The organism is Burkholderia metallica (assembly GCF_001718555.1).
GTDB classification, from domain to species: domain Bacteria; phylum Pseudomonadota; class Gammaproteobacteria; order Burkholderiales; family Burkholderiaceae; genus Burkholderia; species Burkholderia metallica.
In genome coordinates this window covers 1,329,063-1,349,935 of record NZ_CP013403.1, presented here as the reverse complement: position 1 = coordinate 1,349,935, position 20,873 = coordinate 1,329,063, and the positions used below count along the sequence as shown (strand labels likewise).

The 20,873-nt window shown below is 68.4% G+C and carries 19 protein-coding genes; 9 read left to right on the top strand and 10 right to left on the bottom strand.

Going from position 1 to position 20,873, the window contains the following annotated elements; translation table 11 throughout:
* Positions 1–166: 166 nt before the first annotated feature.
* Positions 167–2,350: an FUSC family protein gene (locus tag WJ16_RS25680; RefSeq protein ID WP_069259848.1), complete on the top strand. Its 2,184-nt coding sequence runs from the start codon at positions 167–169 to the stop codon at positions 2,348–2,350.
* A 137-nt stretch (positions 2,351–2,487) separates the two neighbouring features.
* Positions 2,488–2,700, top strand: coding sequence for a hypothetical protein (locus WJ16_RS25675; RefSeq protein WP_069259847.1), 213 nt, complete (start codon positions 2,488–2,490; stop codon positions 2,698–2,700).
* A 138-nt stretch (positions 2,701–2,838) separates the two neighbouring features.
* On the opposite strand, the gene WJ16_RS25670 is transcribed toward WJ16_RS25675, so the two are convergent.
* Together WJ16_RS25670 and WJ16_RS25665 are read right to left on the bottom strand one after the other, a co-directional pair.
* Positions 2,839–3,948 carry a DmpA family aminopeptidase gene (locus WJ16_RS25670; RefSeq protein WP_069259846.1) on the bottom strand — a complete coding sequence of 370 codons (1,110 nt, stop codon included), beginning with the start codon at positions 3,946–3,948 and terminating at the stop codon, positions 2,839–2,841.
* A gap of 62 nt (positions 3,949–4,010) precedes the next feature.
* Positions 4,011–5,417, bottom strand: a complete 1,407-nt coding sequence (locus WJ16_RS25665; RefSeq protein WP_069259845.1) for an APC family permease — start codon at positions 5,415–5,417, stop codon at positions 4,011–4,013.
* A gap of 132 nt (positions 5,418–5,549) precedes the next feature.
* On the opposite strand from WJ16_RS25665, the gene WJ16_RS25660 reads away from it, so the two are divergent.
* Both WJ16_RS25660 and WJ16_RS25655 read left to right on the top strand, forming a co-directional pair.
* Entirely contained in the window at positions 5,550–6,350 is an 801-nt protein-coding gene (locus tag WJ16_RS25660; RefSeq protein ID WP_069259844.1) for a helix-turn-helix transcriptional regulator, read from the top strand.
* A 150-nt stretch (positions 6,351–6,500) separates the two neighbouring features.
* Positions 6,501–6,884, top strand: coding sequence for a hypothetical protein (locus WJ16_RS25655; protein WP_069259843.1), 384 nt, complete (start codon positions 6,501–6,503; stop codon positions 6,882–6,884).
* Positions 6,885–6,981: 97 nt separating this feature from the next.
* Here the strand turns inward: WJ16_RS25655 and WJ16_RS25650 are convergent, their stop codons facing one another.
* Positions 6,982–7,287 (bottom strand): panthothenate synthetase, encoded by a 306-nt coding sequence (locus WJ16_RS25650; protein WP_069259842.1) that lies wholly within the window; start codon positions 7,285–7,287, stop codon positions 6,982–6,984.
* 615 nt (positions 7,288–7,902) lie between these two features.
* Here WJ16_RS25650 and WJ16_RS25645 point away from each other — a divergent pair.
* On the top strand, positions 7,903–8,277 hold the full coding sequence (locus WJ16_RS25645; protein WP_069259841.1) for a COG4315 family predicted lipoprotein: 375 nt from the start codon (positions 7,903–7,905) through the stop codon (positions 8,275–8,277).
* 150 nt (positions 8,278–8,427) lie between these two features.
* On the opposite strand, the gene WJ16_RS25640 is transcribed toward WJ16_RS25645, so the two are convergent.
* Together WJ16_RS25640 and aptA are read right to left on the bottom strand one after the other, a co-directional pair.
* Positions 8,428–9,945 (bottom strand): CoA-acylating methylmalonate-semialdehyde dehydrogenase, encoded by a 1,518-nt coding sequence (locus WJ16_RS25640; protein ID WP_069259840.1) that lies wholly within the window; start codon positions 9,943–9,945, stop codon positions 8,428–8,430.
* Between the two features lie 49 nt (positions 9,946–9,994).
* Positions 9,995–11,350, bottom strand: a complete 1,356-nt coding sequence (gene aptA, locus WJ16_RS25635) for an omega-aminotransferase AptA (protein WP_069259839.1) — start codon at positions 11,348–11,350, stop codon at positions 9,995–9,997.
* Between the two features lie 105 nt (positions 11,351–11,455).
* On the opposite strand from aptA, the gene WJ16_RS25630 reads away from it, so the two are divergent.
* Positions 11,456–12,406, top strand: coding sequence for a LysR family transcriptional regulator (locus WJ16_RS25630; protein ID WP_069259838.1), 951 nt, complete (start codon positions 11,456–11,458; stop codon positions 12,404–12,406).
* Positions 12,407–12,500: 94 nt separating this feature from the next.
* On the opposite strand, the gene WJ16_RS25625 is transcribed toward WJ16_RS25630, so the two are convergent.
* The 3 genes from WJ16_RS25625 to WJ16_RS25615 are packed head-to-tail and all read right to left on the bottom strand — an operon-like array spanning position 12,501 to position 14,579.
* Positions 12,501–13,739 (bottom strand): MFS transporter, encoded by a 1,239-nt coding sequence (locus WJ16_RS25625; RefSeq protein WP_069259837.1) that lies wholly within the window; start codon positions 13,737–13,739, stop codon positions 12,501–12,503.
* Positions 13,736–14,071, bottom strand: coding sequence for a hypothetical protein (locus tag WJ16_RS25620; RefSeq protein ID WP_069259836.1), 336 nt, complete (start codon positions 14,069–14,071; stop codon positions 13,736–13,738). The genes WJ16_RS25625 and WJ16_RS25620 overlap by 4 nt, the downstream gene beginning before the upstream one ends.
* Positions 14,072–14,108: 37 nt before the next feature.
* Positions 14,109–14,579 carry a MarR family winged helix-turn-helix transcriptional regulator gene (locus tag WJ16_RS25615; RefSeq protein ID WP_069259835.1) on the bottom strand — a complete coding sequence of 157 codons (471 nt, stop codon included), beginning with the start codon at positions 14,577–14,579 and terminating at the stop codon, positions 14,109–14,111.
* A gap of 170 nt (positions 14,580–14,749) precedes the next feature.
* On the opposite strand from WJ16_RS25615, the gene WJ16_RS25610 reads away from it, so the two are divergent.
* Entirely contained in the window at positions 14,750–15,241 is a 492-nt protein-coding gene (locus WJ16_RS25610; RefSeq protein ID WP_069259834.1) for a 2,4'-dihydroxyacetophenone dioxygenase family protein, read from the top strand.
* 101 nt (positions 15,242–15,342) lie between these two features.
* On the opposite strand, the gene WJ16_RS25605 is transcribed toward WJ16_RS25610, so the two are convergent.
* The gene (locus WJ16_RS25605) at positions 15,343–16,302 is read right to left on the bottom strand and encodes a GlxA family transcriptional regulator (RefSeq protein WP_069259833.1); all 960 of its coding nucleotides are present in this window, start codon (positions 16,300–16,302) and stop codon (positions 15,343–15,345) included.
* A 135-nt stretch (positions 16,303–16,437) separates the two neighbouring features.
* Between WJ16_RS25605 and WJ16_RS25600 the strand changes: the two genes are divergently transcribed.
* Positions 16,438–17,238: an SDR family NAD(P)-dependent oxidoreductase gene (locus WJ16_RS25600; protein WP_069259832.1), complete on the top strand. Its 801-nt coding sequence runs from the start codon at positions 16,438–16,440 to the stop codon at positions 17,236–17,238.
* A gap of 326 nt (positions 17,239–17,564) precedes the next feature.
* The gene (locus WJ16_RS25595) at positions 17,565–19,373 is read left to right on the top strand and encodes a sensor domain-containing diguanylate cyclase (RefSeq protein WP_236858382.1); all 1,809 of its coding nucleotides are present in this window, start codon (positions 17,565–17,567) and stop codon (positions 19,371–19,373) included.
* A 146-nt stretch (positions 19,374–19,519) separates the two neighbouring features.
* Here WJ16_RS25595 and WJ16_RS25590 read toward each other — a convergent pair whose 3' ends face one another.
* Positions 19,520–20,860, bottom strand: coding sequence for an MFS transporter (locus tag WJ16_RS25590; RefSeq protein ID WP_069259830.1), 1,341 nt, complete (start codon positions 20,858–20,860; stop codon positions 19,520–19,522).
* Between the last annotated feature and the right edge of the window lie 13 nt (positions 20,861–20,873).

Here is a 20,873-nt window from a genome sequence, read left to right as displayed (position 1 = left end):
TTCCTCCACCGGATGCGGCAGATTGTTACTCCGGCTGCAACTATCGTTTCCCCGCAACTGCGTTAATGCGCGGGCGCCGCCCTCCTACAATCGGCGCCTCACCCGTCGAACGGACCCGTTCGGACGCGCCGCGCATGTCGCCCGGCCCCGTACCGGCCCCCTACTCATGAAGCCACAACCTGCGATCGAGCGCCCCACCATCGAACCGGCACGATGGAGAACATGGCTCGATCCACTCGGAGACGCCGCGCGCGACTGGGCCGCGAGCGACGGGCTGATCTGGCTGCACCTCGCTAAAACCGTGTTCGCGGCGCTCCTGGCGATGGGCATCGCGATGCGCCTGGAGATGTCGCAGCCGCGCACGGCGATGACGACGGTGTTCGTGCTGATGCAGCCGCTGTCGGGGATGGTGTTCGCGAAGAGCTTCTACCGCGTGCTCGGCACGGCGGCCGGCCTCGTCGCCGCGCTCGCGCTCGGCGGGCTGTTCGCGCAGCAGCCCGAGCTGTACATGACCGGCATCACGCTGTGGGTCGGCACCTGCATCGCGCTCGCGGTGCGCAACCGCCACTTCCGCTGGTACGGCTTCGTGCTCGCCGGCTACACGGCCGCGCTGATCGGCCTGCCGGCGGTGATGACGCCGCAGACGCTGTTCCAGTCCGCGCTCACGCGCGCCGCGGAAGTCGCGCTCGGCATCGCGTGCTCGGGCGCGGTCAGCGCGCTGATCCTGCCGCTCAGTTCCGCGAAGGCGCTGATGCGCTCGCTGGGCACCCGCCATGCGACGTTCGCGGCGTTCACGGCCGGCGCGCTCGCGGGCGACGTCGCGCGCGGCGATTTCGAGCGGCGCTTCGCCGATTTCGTCGACGACATCGTCGGCTTCGAGGCCAACCGCGCATTCGCGTCGTTCGAGGATCCGCACATTCGTGCGCGCAGCCGGCGCCTCGCGCGGCTGAACAGCGAATTCATGAACGCGTGCACGCGGCTGCATGCGCTGCACCAGTTGGTCAAGCGCCTGCGCGCGAACGGTTCGGACGCGGTCCTCGATGCGCTGGCGCCGCACGTCGACGCACTCGCGCAACGCTTCGCCGCCCTGCGCGACGAGCGGCAGCGCGGCGTCCCGTTCGCCACCGGCGCGTTGCTGGACCTGCGCCGCTTTCACGGCGCGTTGCCGAAGGCCGCACGCGCATCGCGGCGGGACATCGAGGCGCATGCGGCCGGCGGCCTGCTCGATTTCGATACCGCGATCGAGCTGCTTTACCGCTTCATCGGCGAATACCTCGGCTACGCCGATACGTACGCGTCGCTCGACCAGGACGATCACGCGTTCGAGCGCTCGGTCACGCATTACGCGGTGAAGACCAATACGTTCTTCGTCGGCTTCGCGTTCCTGCGCACGATCGTCGCCGTGGGCGCGATGAGCGCGTTCTGGCTCGCGTCCGAATGGCCGAGCGGCTCGCTCGCCGTGATCGCCACCGCGATCGCGTGCGCGCTCAGCTCGACATCGCCGCGCGCGCCGAAGTTCGTTGCGCAGATGAGTGTGGGCGCGGCGTTCGCGACCGCCGTCGGCTACCTGTTCCTGTGCTACGTGTATCCGAACATCGACGGCTTCCCGCTGCTGTGCGCGGCGCTCGCGCCGGTGCTCGGCCTCGGCGCGTTTCTCGCGATGCGCCCGGGATTGTCCGGCTACGGAATCGGCTTCGCGGTATTTTTCTGCCTGCTCGCGGGGCCGGACAACGTGATCGCGTATACGCCCGAGGTGCTGATCAACAACGGGCTGGCGATCGTCGTCGCGATGCTCGCGTGCGCGCTCGTGTTCGCGGTCGTGTTCCCCACCCACATGCCGTGGCTCACCGGCCGCATCGCGCACGACCTGCGCCGCCAGGTCACGCTCGCGTGCGAAGGCGCACCGGCGGGCCTCGCGCAGCGCTTCCAGTCGAGCACGCACGACCTGATGGCGCAACTGCGCACATTGCTCGTGCGGCGCACGAGACAGCATCGCGACGCGCTGCGCTGGATGCTGTCGACGCTCGAGGTCGGCCACGCGGTGATCGACCTGCGCGACGAACTGAACGCGTTCCGCGAATCGAAACCGCCGCAGATGCTGCGCTGGACCGGTTCGATCGACGCGGTCCTGCACGCGCTGCCGCGCTTCTTCGACGATCCGACGCCCGGCCACCACGCGCGCACGCTGAAATCGGTGAATCTCGCGATCCGCGCGGCGCAGCACGCGCTGCAGGCGTGGTATGCGGTGCCCGACGAGCGGCACCGGATGCAGCGCATCGTCGGCTGCCTGCACTTCATGCGCAGCGCGCTGCTGGACAAGGATGCGCCGTTCAACCGGCGCCGCGATTGACGATCGGTGCGTGCGCAACGGGATCCTTGTTCCGGATGGAAATAAGCTCTACAGCCACGGTGATTAATCTTTAAGCAGTGCGAGCCTATAGTTTCCTCACTGCCAGCGAGACTGGCACTCACCCAGGAGAACCCAAAATGAAGCCGCTGCACCTCGCCCTCGTTGCCCTGTCGCTCACCGCTGCCGTCGCTCATGCACAGCCGGCGCCGGCAGACGTCGCACAGCAACCGGCGAACCGCGCCGAAGCCGTCGCCACCGCAGGCCGCGTCGATCGTGCGCAATCGAAGCAGGAAGACCCGAACGCCTGTGTCGGCCCCGTCAGCTTCTGCAACATCTACTTCGGCAGCTGAGCATGACGCCGCGTCGTCACGGCCACGCCAACATCGCCCGCGTCGCACACATCGCATGCGCGGGCGCGCGGCGGGCCGGCCGGGCGCCGCATCGGCGCGCCGCCCCGTGCCGCTTCGATTGAAGCGGCGCTTGCCGTTTCAGGCGCCGCGTCCCGGCCGCCAGCCTACCTCGCGCAACGCATCGAGCAAGCGCGCCTGACCCAGCCCTTCGACCCGCGCCCCGCGCGACTCGACGTCGCCGCCCGCGACGAGCGCATTCACGATCGCTTCCTCCACCGCTTCCGCCGCCGCGACGAACAGCGCGGAAATATGGTCGTTGTTGACCATCTGCACGCCGGTGGTCGGCGCGCCCTTGCTGCCGTAGTTCGCTGCCGGCAGGCCGTCGTTGCCCGTGGCGAACGCGAGGAAGATGTCGCCGCTCGAATCCTCGGTGCCGCCGCCGACCCGCGCGAGCCCGACGCTCGCACGCTGCGCGAGACGCGTGCATTGATGCGGCAGCAGCGGCGCGTCGGTCGCGATCGTCACGACGATCGAGCCCATCCCGGCCTCGCCTTGCGCGTTCGGCGCGCGGAACGGGGAAGGCACGTGCCGCAGCACCTCGCCGACCGGGTAGCCGGCCACGCGCAGCATCTCGCGCACGCCGTAGTTCGCCTGCACGAGCGCGCCGACGGTCCAGCCGCCCGCATCGGCCGCGAGCACGCGCGACGCGGTGCCGATGCCGCCCTTGAACTCGTGGCAGATCATCCCCGTGCCGCCGCCCACGCCGCCTTCGGCGACGGGGCCGGACTGCGCGGCCGCCAGCGCGCGCTGCACGTGCGCGGCGCTCACGTGCTGCCCCCAGATGTCGTTGAGCAACCCGTCGTAGGTTTCCATCACGACCGGCATGCACCAGTACACGCGGCCGGCCGCCGCTTCGCGCTCGTTCGCGACGAGCGCGTCGCGCACCGCGCCGACGCTGTGCGTGTTCGTATAGGCGATCGGCGTGGTCAGCAGGCCGGCCTCGCGAATCCATTCGAGCCCCGTCGCATCGCCGTTGCCGTTCAGCACGTGCACGCCCGCGAAGCACGGCGAATCGTGCGCGGCGCCCGCGCGCGGCTCGATGACGGTGACGCCGGTGCGGACCGATGCATCGCCGTTCTCGACGTTCAGCGTGCAATGTCCGACCCGCACGCCGGCAACGTCCGTGATCGCGTTGAAGCGGCCCGGCGTGCCGAGTCCGATGCGGATGCCGAGATCCCTCGTGCGCATGATGTGATTCCTCCAGTCTTTCGATATGGTTCGGTGTTTCAGTGCTTCGGCAGGGCCGGCGCTCAGAGCGCGCGGAACGCTTCGCTGTGGCGCGCCCAGACCGCATACATCGCGAGCGCGGCGACCAGCAGCGCGCCGATGATGATCAGGTCGGTCGGTTTCGTCGCGGTGGCCAGCGTCGTGTACAGCGTATAGGCGGCGCCGACCACCGCGACGAGCGGCGTGACGGGCCACAACGGCATCCGGTAATGATGCTCGACGTCGCGGCGCACGAACCGGCTCGCGAGTGCGGCCAGCCCGACGACCAGGTAGATCATCAGCAGCAGGTCGACCGTGAACGCGGTCAGCTCGTCGAGGCTCGACACGAACACGAGCCCGGCCGACGGCACCGCGAGCGCGATCGTGGCGAGCCACGGCGATTCGAAGCGCGGATGAATCGTCGAGAATGCACGGTTGCACGCGCGCGACCAGAGCGCGTGCCGGCCGCTGCTGTACAGCAGGCGCCCCATCGTGATCACGATCGCGATGATGGCGTTGAACACCGACAGGAAGATCCCGCCGCTCACCACCCGCGACACGGCCGGGTTGCTGAGCGAACGCACGACATAGCCGATCGGGTCGGCGCTCTTCGTCAGTTCCGTCAGCGACGGCGCGCCGAGCACGATGGCGGTGAGCGGCACCAGTTCGACGACGAGAATCACGAGCAGCGAATAGATCACCGCCTTCGCGACGTTGCGGTTGCCGCCGCGCAGGTCTTCCGCGAGATACGCGGCCGAGCCGAAGCCGTTGTAGCAGAAGATCGCGGTGCCGATCGCCGGCACGATGGCCGCGAGCGTCGCCGGCACGAGCGCGTTGCCGCTCGCGACGACCGGCGCGATCAGCGCGTCGGCGCCGCGATGCGGCGAACCGAAGCCGAGGCCTGCGATCAGCATCAGCACGCCGATCTCGACGACGAGGAACGCACCGGTGATCCACGCGTTCGTCTTAATGTTCAGCATGCCGAGCAGGTAGCTGAGCAGCACGATCGTCAGCGCGACCGACTGGTTGCCGAAGTGCGTGCCGAGCGCGTTGTTCAGGTACGGCGCAGCGCCGCTCGCGAGCACGGCCGGGATGAACACGCTGACGGACAGCACCGTGATGAAGGTCAGGTAGCCGGGCAGTGTGCCGAACACGCGCTTGGCCATGACGTATTCGCCGCCTGCACTGCGGTGCGCGGCGCTGAGCTCCGCGTAACAGAGCGCGAACGCCAGCGCGAGCACGCCGCCGAGCAGGAACGACAGCACCGCGCCGCTGCCGGCCTGCTGGATCGCGAACGGCGCGATCACGAAGATCGAGCTTGCGGGCGTCACGCCCGATACGGTGATCATCACGGCATCGCGCACGCTGAGCGTCTGCGACAGCGCGCGCGGTGCGTCTTGCGTGGCAGGCGCCGCTTGCAGCGGGCCCGTCGATTCCGACATCATCGCCATTTCGTTCTCCTGTGCTCCTATGCTGCTCATTTTTGAACGCCCATACTCGGGCCCGGTTGATTGCGTGGCAGTCTAGGAAGCCAATTTCAGGACCGCTATTCCCCCTTCGTGTTACGCCCTTCCGGTGGTGGTATGGATCGTCTCTTTTCCGAAATCGCGATGCACCAGGCGCTCGGCCGCGCAATCGATCATCTCGGCCAGCCGCGCTTCTGGCGGTTCCTGGTGCTGCTTCTCAATGAAATGGCGCCGTTCGACAACGCGCTCGCGACCGCGATCGGCCCCGACGGCGTACCGCTCGTGCTCGACGAATACGACACGGGCGGCACCGACAGCGCATCGCCCGTGCCGCTGTACCTGAACGGCCTGTATCTGCTCGACCCGTTCCTGCAGGCCGCGCACGACGGGCTCGCCGACGGCTGCTACCGGCTCGAGGAAGTCGCGCCCGACCTGTTCCGCCAGAGCGAATATTTCCTGAGCTACTTTCGCGATGCGGTGGGCGACGACGAGATCCAGATCCTCGTACGGCCCGACGCCGACACGCTGCTGTCGCTGTCGCTCGGCGCAAGCACGCGGTTCGACGTCGAGCCGCTCGGCAAGCTGACGGCCGCGATGCCGTGGGTGCTCGCGGCGATCCGCCAGCACTGGCGGCAGGTCGGCGACGCGGCGCGCACGACGCCCGACGCCGATCTCGGCGCGCGCGTCGAGCAGGCGCTCGCGCGCTTCGGCGCGGGCGTGCTGACCGAACGCGAAATGTCGATCGCGCGCATGGTGCTGCGCGGCAATTCGTCGAAGGCGATTGCCGAACGGCTCGCGATATCACCCGAAACGGTTAAGGTGCACCGGCGGCATCTTTACGCGAAGCTCGGCATCTCGTCGCAGCCCGAGCTGTTTTCGCGCTTCATCCAGGCGTTGGGGGAAGGTGCGTCCGGCTGAGCGCATCGATGCACATCGGCGCCGGCGGATGGCAGGCGGCACGGAATCGGGCACACTCCGTGAAGCGCCGTGCATGCCACGGTCATCCGGTGACGCGGATACCGATGTGCAATTAAAAACAGGATCGCTCGAAAACAGGAATCCCGATTCATGTCACTCATTCCGCTCGTGGGAATCGGCTGGCTGCTGCTATGCGCGATCAGCGCCGCGTCGCTCGTGCTCGTGCCGCCGGTGGTGCTCGTCGCGTGGCTGGCCGGCAAGGACATCTGGTCGATCCTGACCCGCGGCCGGCTGCGGTGCGCATTCTTCGCCTACCTCGGCTCCGCGCCGGTGCCGGCGGTCTTCACGTTCTTGCTGGAAGCCGGCAGCACGGCCGGGACACACGGCGGCGTGGCGTCCGACGGACTGTATCAATGGAACGAACGGTTCTTCGTCGTGTTGGTCGCCGCGGCGGCACTGAGCGGCCTGCTGTTGATGCTGCGGCCGAAAGGCGCGCAAGCGGCGAACGTCGAGCCGTCGCAGCCGGCTCCGTAGTCGGCCAGGTAGTCGGCTCGATAGTCGGCACGCAGGTGCCGCGCCCTGCCGCCCGCCCGGTTTCCGGGCAGGCGCACGGTCATGCGCAAGCGTCCGGCTATTTCCACTTCGCACCGAGTTGCGCGAGCCCGGCGTTGCGGAGATCCTCCGGCAACATCGCCACGCGGAACTCGCAGTCCGCATTCAGCATCAGGAACCACGGCTCCGCGAGCGCCGGGATCTGCGATGGGTCGTCGATGGCGACGATCATGACCGCGCCGCGCCCGCCATGCTGCTCGGTGAAATACACGGCTTCCGGCTTGGCCGATTCGAGTATTCGCGCGATCACGTCGCCGACGCTGCCGTCGCGCACCAGCGTGTTGAACGGCTCGTGAGGGATTCGTATGTTGAGAAGCATGCGCATGATCCGCCTCCATAGGCTCCGCCCGGTCCGGGCCTTTCAAGCATAGGCGTCCGGGCGGACGACGCTGCGTTTCCGTGCAGGCCGGCTGCCCGATTCGAGACGCGCGGGCATGATGTCGCGAACCCTGGCGGGCGACCCTGCGAGCCGCTTCGCGGATCGAGCCGCCACCGCGCCAAAGTCGCCATTCGCTTCGCTCGCGCGGCCAGCCGGTGCTCAACGAGGCCGGCGGCCGTCGAGCCGGCCGTGCGCGCGCTCGGCGCCGCGGCGATGCCGCTCGGGCTGCTTCGGCCGCGCCGGTCGCACGGGTCGCGCGTGAAGGCGCCGACGCACAGGCGTACGCGGCGCGCCCTTCGGGGACAGATGTTTTGGCACGGCGCACGGCGGCGATCGCCCTGCCGTTACGCGACGCCTACGCCCGGCCGATATGCCCCCGATCTTCTCGCAGCCCCGCCAAAAACCGCCTATCGTGAATGGAGCGCTCCGTTCGCCGCCATTCGACCCTGCGTCGCTCGCACCGGCGGCGACGGCATCGTGCTCCGGCACCATTCATCGCGATCCTGGCGCACGCTCGCCCGTGCACGATCGCGGCCGCCCACCGGATTACAGGAGGCCCTCATGAAAGCCGCGCTGCTCGTCAGCTCCACCCTGCTCGCCATTGCATCCGCTTCGGCGTCGGCTCAAGGCTCGATCACGAAAGTCGAAAACGGTTCGCTCGTCGCCGCGAACGGGATGACCGTCTACACGTTCGACAAGGACAAGCCCAACGCCGGCACCAGCGCGTGCACGGGCCAGTGCGAATCCTTCTGGCCGCCGTACAAGGCCAGCGCGACCGACGTTCCGGTCGGCCCCTACACGATCGTCAAGCGCGACGACGGCAGCCCGCAATGGGCGTACAAGGGCAAGCCGCTGTACTTCTTCTCGAAGGACATGAAACAGGGCGACCGCAACGGCGACAACTTCAAGGACATGTGGCACGTGGTCGCGCCGTAAGCGTCGATCCGCCGCGTTCCGCGCCCATCGCGCGGACGCAGAAAAGCCCGCGCGGATCGTCGATCCGGGCGGGCCTGTTCGCGATTGCGCCGACTGCGGTGCACCGTCCGCCGCCACGCGGGCGGACGACGCAGGCAGTCAGGTGGCGCGTCAGCGGTTCGACGGGAAGCTGAACACCGTCCCTTCGCGCACGCCGGCCGACGGCCAGCGCTGCGTGATCGTCTTGCGCTTCGTATAGAAACGCACGGCGTCCGGGCCGTATGCGTGCAGATCGCCGAACAGCGAACGCTTCCAGCCGCCGAACGAGTGGTACGCGACCGGCACCGGCAGCGGCACGTTGATGCCGACCATGCCGATCTGGATGTTGTCGCTGAAGTAGCGCGCGGCCTCGCCGTCGCGCGTGAACAGGCACGTGCCGTTGCCGTACTCGTGCGCGTCGATCAGCGCCATCGCCTCGTCGAGCGATTTCAGCCGGATCACGCCGAGCACCGGCCCGAAGATCTCGTGCTGGTAGATCGGCATCCCGGGCTTCACGTTGTCGAACAGGCACGGGCCGAGGTAGTAGCCGCCGTCGTGACCGTCGACCTTCACGCTGCGGCCGTCGACGACGAGCGTCGCACCGGCTTGCACGCCCGCATCGACGAAGCCCGTCACCTTCTCGAAATGCTGCTGCGTGACGAGCGGGCCCATGTCGACGCCCGCACCGTTGCCCGGGCCGACCTTCATCTTCTCGATCTCGGCCTTCAGGCCGGCAACGACCTGGTCGCCCGTCTCGTCGCCGATCGCGACGACGAGCGGAATCGCCATGCAGCGCTCGCCGCACGAGCCGTACGCAGCGCCCATCAGCGCGTTCACCGCGTTGCCGATGTCGGCGTCGGGCATCACGACCGCGAAGTTCTTCGCGCCGCCGAGCGCCTGCACGCGCTTGCCGTGCGCGCAGCCGGTCGAGTAGATGTATTCGGCGATCGGCGTCGAGCCGACGAAGCTCACGGCCTTCACGCGCGGATCGGTCAGCAGCGTGTCGACCGCTTCCTTGTCGCCGTTCACGACGTTCAGCACGCCCGGCGGCAGGCCGGCTTCGAGCGCGAGCTCGGCCATGCGCAGCGTCGACGACGGCGTGCGCTCCGACGGCTTCAGCACGAACGTGTTGCCGCACGCGACGGCCATCGGCCACATCCACAGCGGCACCATCACCGGGAAGTTGAACGGCGTGATGCCGGCCGCGACGCCGAGCGCCTGGAACTCGCTCCACGAATCGATCGCGGGGCCGACGTTCTTGCTGTGCTCGCCCTTCAGCAGCTCGGGTACATAGGTTGCGTATTCGACGTTCTCGATCCCGCGCTGCAGTTCGCCCATCGCGTCGGCGAGCACCTTGCCGTGCTCGGCCGTGATCAGTGCGCAAAGCTCATCGGCGTGCTCTTCGAGCAACGTCTTGAAGCGGCTCATCACGCGGGCGCGCTTCAGCGGCGGTGTGTTGCGCCACGCCGGGAACGCGGCCTGCGCGGACGCGATCGCGGCTTCGACGGTCAGCTTGTCGGCGAGCGCGACGCTCTTGTGCGATTCACCGGTGGCCGGGTCGAATACCGGCTGGACGCGGCTGCCGCCGTCGACGCGCTTGCCGTCGATCAGGTGGCCGACGGTGGAGGTCACATTGCTGTCGTGTTTCATCGTTCAGACTCTTTCTTGAATTCGGTTGTCGCCCAGGGCCGGCCGCGGCTCAGTCCACTTCGTTCAGGGCGTCGGACAGCGCATTGACCAGGTTGTCGATCTCGCGCTTTTCCGAGATGAACGGCGGCGCCAGCTGGATCGTGTCGCCGCCGTAGCGCACGTAGAAGCCCTTCGCCCAGCATCGCATCGCGATTTCGTACGGGCGCCGTGCCGGTTCGCCCGGCAGCGCCGCGATCGTCAGGCCGGCAGCCAGCCCGTAGTTGCGGATGTCGGCGATGTGGCGCTGGCCCTTCAGCCCGTGCACCGCGGCCTCGAAATGCGGCGCGAGATCGCGCACGCGCGCCACCGCGTCTTCCTTCACGAGCAGGTCGAGCGCCGCGACGCCGGCCGCGCACGCGACCGGATGCGCGGAATACGTGTAGCCGTGCGGGAACTCGAGCATGTACTCGGGGCCGCCCGCGGCCATGAACGTGTCGTAGATTTCCTTCGTCGCGATCACGCCGCCGAGCGGCTGCGTGCCGTTCGTCACCTGCTTCGCGAAGTTCATGATGTCCGGCACCACGCCGAACGCGTCGGCGCCCGTCATCGCACCGGCACGGCCGAAGCCCGTGATGACTTCATCGAAAATCAGCAGGATGTCGTGCGCGGTACAGATGTCGCGCAGACGCTTCAGATAGCCCTTCGGCGGCACGACCACGCCCGCCGACCCGGAGAACGGCTCGACGATCACGGCCGCGATGTTCGACGCGTCGTGCAGCGCGATCAGTTCGAGCAGGCGGTCGGCCAGCTCGGCGCCGTGCTCGGGCATGCCGCGCGAGAACTTGTTCTCGGCGAGTTGCGTGTGTGGCAGGAAATCGGCGTCGAGGCCCTGGCCGAACAGCTTGCGGTTCGGCCCGATCCCGCCCACCGAAATTCCGCCGAAGTTCACGCCGTGATAGCCCTTCTCGCGGCCGATCAGGCGCGTCTTAGTGCCCTTGCCCTTCGCGCGCCAGTAGGCGCGGGCCAGCTTCAGCGAGGTGTCGGCCGCTTCCGAGCCCGAGCCCGTGAAAAACACGTAGTCGAGGCCGGCCGGCGTCAGTTCCTTGATCTTGTTCGCGAGTTCGAACGATTTCGGATGGCCGAACTGGAAGGCCGGTGCGTAGTCGAGCTGCGCGATCTGGCGGCTCACGGCTTCGACGATTTCCGTGCGGCCGTGACCGAGGCCCGTACACCAGAGGCCCGACAGGCCGTCGAAGATCTTGCGGCCTTCGGCATCGGTGTAATACGCGCCCTGGCCCGACACGATCATGCGCGGATCGGCCTTGAACTGGCGGTTGGCCGTGAACGGCATCCAGTGCGCGTCGAGCCATGCGGCGTCGGTGCGAAGGCCGGTTTCGTCGTGTTGGGCGGTGGTGATGTCGGTCATGTCGGTCGGCGCGTCGCGCCCCTCCTCCTTATGTTGATATTGCGCATTGTCGGGAGGCCAATTAGTCTTTTGAATATCGCAATATCAATGTTCACTTGCGCATCCATGCAAGCAAAGAAACCGAAGAGTCGCGCGCTGCTCGGGCAGCTCAGCGACATGGATCTCCGCCTGCTGCGGGTCTTCAAGGGCGTCGTGCAGTGCGGCGGGATGGCGGCGGCCGAACTGGAACTGAATATCGGCATCTCGACGATCAGCCGGCACGTGAAGGATCTGGAAACGCGTCTCGGCCTCGTGCTGTGCCGGCGCGGTCGCGCGGGCTTCACGCTGACGCCCGAGGGCCAGACGGTGTACGAGGAGACGTTGCGGCTGCTCGCGTCGATGGAAGCATTTCGCAGCAGGATCGACGGCATTCACGACAGAATGGGCGGCGAACTGCACATCGCGGTGTTCGACAAGACGGCCACCAACGCGAACGCGCGGCTCGGCGACGCGATCCGCCAGTTCGCCGACGAAGCCCCCGACGTCGCGCTGAACCTGCATGTCGCGTCGATCAACGAGGTGGAGCGCGGGATCATCGACGGCAGCTATCAGGTCGGGATCATTCCCGCGCACCGCAATTCGGGCAGCCTCGTGTATTCGGAGCTGTTCGACGAACGGATGCTGCTCTACTGCGGCCGCCAGCATCCGCTCTTCGATGCGCCGCACGGCAAGCTCACGTGGACGACGATCCGCAACCATGCGTTCGCCGGCCTCGGCTTTCATTCGCCGAACATGGAGCTGAGCCACCGCGCGAAGCTCACCCGCAGCGCGACCGCGTCGGATCAGGAGTCGATCGCGACGCTGATCCTGTCCGGCCGCTATCTCGGCTTCCTGCCCGACCATTACGCGGAGAGTTTCGAAAACAAGGGGCTGATGCAGCCGATCGCGCCGCAACGGTTCAATTACCGGTGCCGGTTCGTGAGCCTGCTGCGGCGCTCGCCGCGGCCGTCGCGGGCCGCGCTGCTGTTTCAGTCGTGTCTCGAAGCTGCGCATGCGGCCGCGCGGCCGGGGGCTTGATGGTTAGGCGGCTGGGTGCTGAACGGCTGGGTGCTGACCGACCGAGCGCTGTCCGGCCGAAAAACTGAACAACCTGCGCCCCTTTCACAGTCGCTCAAAAACCATCGCCCGCACCGCCCTGCGCCCGCATGCGCTTCAGAAAATGCGCCGCGACGAGCGCCGCGGCAAACCCCGACATCGCGCCGACCCCGAGCGCCCAGCGAGGACCGAGGTGGTTCGCGACCCAGCCGGCCACCGGCGCACCGATCGGCGTGCCGCCGAGCGCCACCGCGAGACGCAGCGCCATCACGCGCCCGCGCATCGCCGGCTCGGTCGACAGTTGCACGAGGCTATTGGTCGAGTTCATGAACGTGATCGCGGCGATCCCGGTCAGGACGAGCGCGGCGCCGAACAGCCAGTAGCCGGGCGCCAGCGCGGCCAGCGTGCAGCCGAGCCCGAACAGCGCCGCGCCGATCCACAGATGCCGGAAGCGCGGCCGGTCGCGGCGCGCGGCGAGCAACGCGCCGGTGATCGTGCCGACGGCCATCATCGACGACAGCACGCCGAAGCCGCGCGCGTCGACGTGAAACACGCTGGCCGCCATCGTCGAGATGAACAGCTGGAAATTGAGCCCGAACGTGCCGATCAGGAACAGCATCACGAGAATCGCCTTCAGGTCCGGGCGCCGCCACACGTAACGGAACCCGTCGAGCAGACTCCCGCGCATGCGGTCGGCCCGCGCGTGCGCGCGCAGCTCGTCGGCGCGCAGCATCGACAGCGACGCCAGCACCGCGACGAAACTGAGCCCGTTGAGCAGGAACGCCCAGCCGGTGCCGACCGACGCGATGATGAAGCCGGCCGCCGCCGGGCCGATCATCCGCGCCGCGTTGAACGACGTCGAGTTGAGCGCGACGGCGTTCGCCAGCTCGCGATCGGCGACCAGTTCCGCGACGAACGTCTGCCGCACCGGCGCATCGAACGCCGACGCGCAGCCGAACAGGAACGCGAACAGATATACGTGCCACAGCTGCGCGACCCCGGTCACCGTCAGCAGCCCCAGCAACAGCGCGAGCCCGCCCATCAGCGCCTGCGTCGCCATCAGCAGCCTGCGCTGGTCGAAACGGTCGGCTGCGTAACCCGTCCACGGCAGCAGCAGAAGCTGCGGGCCGAACTGCAGCGCCATCACGATGCCGACGGCCGACGCGTCGTGATGCGTGAGCTGCGTGAGGACGAGCCAGTCCTGCGCGGTGCGCTGAATCCACGTGCCGATGTTCGACACCAGCGAGCCGATCGCCCACACGCGATAGTTGAAGCTGCGAAGCGAGCGGAACACGCCCGCCGCCGGCACGCTCATGGCCGGTCCCGGTCGGGCTCGTTGCCGCCGTGCAGCGCGCCGAAGTGCCGCGCGACGAACAGGCCGAGCACGAGGATGCCGAGGCCGAACGCCGCCGCGTCGGCGGTGACCCGGAGGTCGAAATCGCCGACCCGGCACACCAGCACATAAGCGACCACGAGGTTCGCGACGCCCCACAGGACGTTCACCGTGGACGACGACCATCCGCGCCCGGGCGGATTCGCGAACGGCGCCTGGAACGGCTCGCCGCGCAGCCCGCTGACGAGATGCGGCACGACGTTCGCGAGAAACGCGCCGCCGAAGAAATACGACACGAGATGCGGGAGGTTCATGGTCGGGTTGTCCTTTCGGCCAGCGGATCGATGCAATTCACGGGCGCGGCGGTTCCTGGAATTCCGCGAGTCGCTGCAACAGCTTCACGGCCGATGCAAGCTCGGCCCGCTCGGCCTCCGACAGTTGCGCGTGCAGCGCACGGAACAGCCAGTCGTCCTTGGCCGCACGGTTGGCCTGCAGCACCTTGCGGAAACGGGGCGTGAGCGCGATCAGCGTCTGCCGGCCGTCGGCGGGATCGGGTTCGCCGCTGACGGCGCCCAGCGTCTCGAGCGTCGCGACCGTCACGCGCATCGACTGCGGACGCACGCTTTCGGCACGCGCGAGCGCCGATACGGTTGCCGGGCCGTCGCGATCGAGCCGCAACAGCACCGATTTCTGCGACGACGTCAGGTCGTTCGGGTGGATCTGCTCCCGCATCCGCCGCATCAGCTTGCCGACCGAGATGCGGAGTTCGCCGGCGAGACCGGCCACGGGGAGCGCTTCGGAGGGAGACGATCGCGTGTTCATGAATTCAAGATAGCAGATATACAGGAAAACTGTACAGTTTAGCTGCATATTTCAAGATGTAAGGATCGCCGCTGCGCCGGTGCCCGACCCGACGCGAAACGTCCCGTTCGGCCGCGCGAGCCGGGTGCTCTGCGATAATGCGGGCTCTCCATTTCCGCTCCGCCTCCGCCATGACGCAGCCGTCAGCCCCGCTCGCCACCGACCTGCCACCGATCTCGTGCCTGCCCGGCGATGCGTTGCCGTGGCTGCCGATGAGCGTCGACCTGCCGGGGCTGGCGATCAAGTACCTGCACATCAATGCAGCCGAGGACACGCTCACCGCGCTGCTGAAAATGCCGGCCGGCGGCAGGCTGCCGCGCCACCGTCACGACGGCGACGTGTTCGTCCATACGTTGCAGGGGGCGTGGCGCTATCTCGAATACGACTGGGTGGCACATGCCGGCTCGACGGTGCTCGAACCGGCCGGCTCGGTGCATACGCCGCAAACGCTCGGCGCGCCGGGCGAGGACGTGATCACGCTGAACGTGATGCGCGGCGATCTCGTGCTGCTCGACGACGACGGCCGCGAAACCGCGCGCGAGAACTGCCGCGTCGCCCTGCTGCGCCAGCGCAAGCATGCGCGGACGGCCCCAGACGACGCCGCGCCGTTCGTCACCCGCTGAAAGCCGCGCGGCAGCTCAGTTCGAACGGGCCGCTCGTCGCCGTCATACAGCAACCGTCGGCAGAACGTGCAGAACCGGCCTATGCCTATGCCGGCAACGGTTCACCCCGTTTCCCTCTCGTCCGCCCGCGCGTCGCGCCGCATCGCCTGCGGCGGCACGCCGAACCCGCGCACGAACGCCTCGCGCATGTGTCGACGGTCGCGAAAGCCGTTTTCCTTCGCGATCACATCGAGCGGATGGCGGCTCTGCTCGATCATCAGCCGCGCCGATTCGAGCCGCAGCCGCTCGATCGCCTTCGCGGGCGACTGCCCCGTTTCGAGCGTGAACACGCGGCTGAACTGACGCGGGCTCAGGTGTACGGCCGCGGCGAGATCCTCGACCGTCAGCGCGCGGTCGAGATGCTGCCGCGCGTAATTCAGCGCATTCTGGATCCGGTCGGATTTCGGCGCGAGATCGAGCATTTCCGAATGCTGCGACTGGCCGCCGGCGCGGCGCTGGTGCATCACGAGCTTGTGCGCGACCGACCGGGCGGCATCGGCGCCCAGATCCTTTTCCACCATCGCGAGCGCGAGGTCGAGGCCGGCCGTCATCCCGGCCGACGTCCAGATCGGGCCGTCGACGATGTAGATCCGGTCGTCCTCGACGCGAATCTCCGGGTAGTGCCGCTGCATGTCGCGGCCGAACGCCCAGTGCGTGGTCGCGCGGCGCTGCGCGAGCAGCCCGGCTTCGGCCAGCACGAACGCGCCCGTGCAGATGCCGGCGATCCGCCGGGCACGCGCGCTGGCGCGGCGCAGGTACGCGACGACCCCGGCCGGCGCCGGCGACGCGAGCGGATCGTTGACGCCCGCGACGATCCACGTGTCGACGCCGATCCGCCCGCGCAGCGCGCGCGTCGCAACCGGCAGCCCGAGCGACGAACGCACGTCGCCGCCGTCGACCGAATAGTTGTCCATCACGTAGAACGGCTCGCTCATGCCGAGGTTCGCGTACTCGAACACCGACTGCGCGGCGAGCGCCATGATCTGGAAGCCATCGCTGATCAGAAAGCCGATACGGTGCATGTGCGTTCTCCCGTGCCGGGCACGCGAATCGGCCCGATGTCCTGAATCATACCCATCTACGTCATTTGTGTCGCAGCGATTCGAGACCAGAATGGCTTCACGCCATCCGGCCAATCCCTCGAAACGGAGCACATCATGACGCAAGCACATCGCGGTACCGCCCTCATCACCGGCGCCTCTTCGGGCATCGGCGCCGTCTACGCCGACCGCCTCGCGCGCCGCGGCTACGACCTGATCCTGGTCGCGCGCAGCCGCGAGCGGCTGGCCGCCCTCGCCGAGCGCATCACGAACGACACGCAGCGCGGCGTCGAGATCATCGACGCCGACCTCAACGACCGCGCCGCGCTCGCCACGGTCGAGGCGAAGCTGAAGCAGGATGCGAGCATCACGCTGCTCGTGAACAACGCGGGCATCGGCACGCATGCGCCGCTGCTCGACGCCGACGTCGACGCGATGACGCGGATGATCGACCTGAACGTGACCGCGCTCACGCGCCTCACCTATGCGGCGGTGCCCGGCTTCGTCGCGCGCGGCCGCGGCGCGGTGATCAACATTTCGTCGATCGTCGCGATCTCGCCGGAAACGCTGAACGGCGTGTACGGCGGCAGCAAGGCGTTCGTGCTCGCATTCAGCCAGTCGCTGCATCACGAGCTCGCCGACAAGGGCGTGCAGGTGCAGGCCGTGCTGCCCGGCGCGACCGCCACCGATTTCTGGCAGACGGCTGGCCTGCCGCTCGAACATCTGCCGAAGGAAATCGTGATGCCGGCGGCCGACATGGTCGACGCGGCACTGGTCGGCTTCGATCGCGGCGAACTCGTGACGATCCCGTCGCTGCATGCCGGCGACGAATGGGCCGCGTACGAGGCCGCGCGCCGCACGATGGCGCCGCATCTGTCGGCCGACACGCCCGCACCGCGCTACGCGCTTGCCCGCTGACCGCCGCACGTCCCGCAGATCGAAAACGACACGCACGGCGGTCTCCGGGACGTGCCGCGAAACGCGGTGAACGGCGGCGAATCGCCGGCCGTTACCCGATGGTTCGACGGCCAGTTTCGGACACGTGCCGCTCGCCGGATTCGTCTGCGGAAAACCTCGCCCGATTCGTTCGTCGTCGGAACAAGAATCGCATTCATACGACCGATTCCAACCCGCTTGCCACACAATTCGCGTATCAGTAAGCTCTGCGATTGCAGTCTTCAAGCGGCCTCGTTCGCCCGGTATTCGTCCGATCACGAGGCCATCTCCAGTTGCGGAATTCGACGATGCGGGTCCGTATGTTCATCACCGAGACCGGCGATGCGCCGGCCTGTGCGCACGGTTCGGCCGACCGCCAGCCCGCGCGCGCGCCGCTGCCGGAACTGGATGCCGTCTGCCGTGTCGCGCGTGCGCATTTCGGCGCCGCCGGCGCGTTCATTGCGCACACCGAAGCCGGTGCGCAACGCGTGCTGGCCGCCGACGGCGCCCTGCCCGATCCGCTTTGCGCCGATGGCCTGCCGTCCCGCGTCGAGCCGGCCCTCGCTGCCGATGCCCGCTTTGCTCCGCACGACACGAATACCGACGCGCCGTGCGACGGCACCTCGCGTCGCTCGTTGCGGATCGTCGCAGCCAGCGACCTGAGCGCATCCGATGGCGCGACGCTCGGCACGTTGTGCATCGTCGACGACCAGCCCGCCGCGCTCGACACCGCCAGACGCGCGCTGCTGCGCGACCTCGCCGCGCTGGCCGCAAGCGCGCTTGCCCGCGCGCTCGAAGCCGCCGCGCTGCGCGAACGTCTGCGCAGCGTCGAGGAGCACGGCACGCTGACCACGCTCGCGCTCACGGAGAGCGGCACCGGCGTGTGGGATCGCAACGTGGAAACCGGCGAGATCCATTACTCGCCGGCGTGGAAGGCGATCCTCGGCTACGCGCCGCACGAGCTCGGCACGCGGATCGAGGAGGCGTACGAACGGCTGCATCCCGACGACGTCGACGACGTGAAGGCCGCGATGCGCGCGCACTTCGAGCGCCGCACCGACTGCTACGCGGTCGAGCACCGCATCCGCTGCAAGGACGGCACGTACAAATGGATCGTCAGCCGCGGCAAGGTGATCGCGCGCGACCGCAACGGCCGCGCGCTGCGGATGGTCGGCACGACCACGGACATCACCGCGCTGCGCGAGCTCGCCGCACGGTTGCGCGATTCGGCGGCGCTCGTCGCGGATCTCACCGACCAGGTGCCCGGGCTCGTGTTCCAGCTGCGGCAGGCGGCCGACGGGCGCCGCTTCTTTTCCTATGCGAGCGCGGGTGTCCGCGACATCTACGAACTGACGCCCGAGCAGATCGCCCATAGCGCGCAGGCGGTCGAGACGCGGATTCATCCGGCCGACCTGGCCGCGTATCGGCAGTCGCTGCACGACTCGTCGGTACGGCTCACGCCTTGGCGCCTCGAATATCGCGTGCTGCTGCCCGGCCAGGGGCTGCGCTGGCGCGAAGGCGATGCGCGTCCGCAGCGCACGGCCGACGGCGGCACCGTATGGCACGGCTTCATCACCGACGCGACCGACCGCAAGCACATCGAAGCCGAACTGCACCGGATGGCGACGACCGACCACCTGACGCAACTGTCGAACCGCCACGCGTTCATGCGGCAAAGCGAAGCCGCGCTGCGCAACGTGCGCGCGACCGGCTTCGCCGCCGCGGTGCTGATGCTCGATCTCGATCACTTCAAGGCGCTGAACGACCGCTGGGGCCACCCGGTCGGCGACCGCGCGCTGCGGCATTTCGCGCGGCTATTGCTCGCGGAAACCGGACCGGACGACGTCGTCGGCCGGGTCGGCGGCGAAGAATTCGCGGTCGTGCTGCCGAAGGCGGATCTCGACGCCGCGCTGGCATTCGCGCAGCGCGTGCAGCAACGCGCGATGCACGCGCGGCTCGTGCACGAGGACCAGCAGGTCGCGCTGACCGTCAGCATCGGCATCGACGCGATGCGGACGTCGGATTTCGGCGCCTACCAGCCGCTGTCGCGCGCCGACAAGGCGCTCTATCTCGCGAAGGCGCGCGGCCGCAACCGGATCGAGGTCAATCGGGCGTAGCTTCGGGGCACGCACCTGGCTGCCCGCCGCTTGCGCGACCCATACCTATGCGCGACCGATCGTGCAAGCCGGCGCCGCACCTCGGCCTGCTCGTCCCGCGCGGGCTGTTTTCGTACGTCCACCGAACCGCGCCCCGGCCGTCCGCATCACGCGTCCCGCGCACGCGGCTCCGCCCGCACGCCCAGCAGCATCGCGACCGCGCACGCGGCCAACAGCGCCGCGATCATCAGCATCGCCGGGTCCATGCTGCCGGTCCTCATGCGGATCAGCCCGACGAGCCACGGCGTGATCATCCCGCTCGACACGCCGATGCTGCTGATCAACGCGATCCCGCCCGCCGCGCCGGCTCCCGAGAAATACGCGGACGGCACCGCCCAGAACACCGGATGCGCGGCGAAGATCAGCATCGCCGCGATCGACAGCAGCGCCATCATCGCGACGATGCTCGGCAGGTGCAGCGTCAGCAGCGCGAGCGCCACCGCGCCGCCGAACGCACAGGCGGCGAAGTGCCGGCGTCGTTCGCGTTTGCGATCCGAGCGCCGCGCGATCGCGATCAGGCCGGCCGCGCCGACCGCGTTCGGCACGACCGACAGCAGGCTGATCTGCACGACGTCGCGGATGCCGAATTCGCGGATCATCAGCGGCATCCAGAACAGCAGCATCAGCAGCGCGGTGGTCAGCGAGAAGTAGATGAACGCGAACAGATACGTACGCGGTTCGGCCAGCACCTGCCGCAGCGAGTGCGGCGCCGGCGTATCGGCACCGGCGCGGTCCGCGGCCAGGTCCGCCGCGAGCCGCTCGCGATCGGCGTCGGACAGCCAGCGCGCGTGCTCCGGACGATCGCACAGCCAGAACCACGCGATCACGCCGAGCACGATCGCGGGCGCGCCCTCGATCGCGAACATCCATTGCCAGCCGTGCAGCCCGAGCACGCCCGACATCCCGCGCATCAGCCAGCCCGACAGCAGTCCGCCGACCATCCCGGCCACCGCGACGCCCGCATAGAAGATCGACAGCACGGACGCGCGCCGGCGCGCCGGATACCAGTACGTCAGGTAGAACACCACGCCCGGAAAGAACCCGGCCTCGAACAGCCCGAGCAGGAAGCGCAGCACGTAGAAATGCTTCGCGCTGTCGACGGTGATCATCGCGACCGATACCGCGCCCCACAGGAACATGATCCGCGCGAACGTGCGGCGCGCGCCGAAGCGGCGCAGCAGCGCGTTGCTCGGCACCTCGAACAGCACGTAGCCGACGAAGAACAGCACCGCGCCGAGGCTGTACATCGCGTCGGTCAGGCCGAGATCCTGCCGCATCTGCAACTGCGCGAAGCCGATGTTGCTGCGATCGAGGATCGACACGATGTAGCAGATGAACAGGAACGGCACGATCCGCGCGCCGATGCGCCGGTACAGCGCGTCGTCGTCCGTTGCCGCGATGCCGGACACCGCGGCTCGCGCGGCGTCCGCTTGAAGAGGGGCTGACATCGATCGTCTCCTC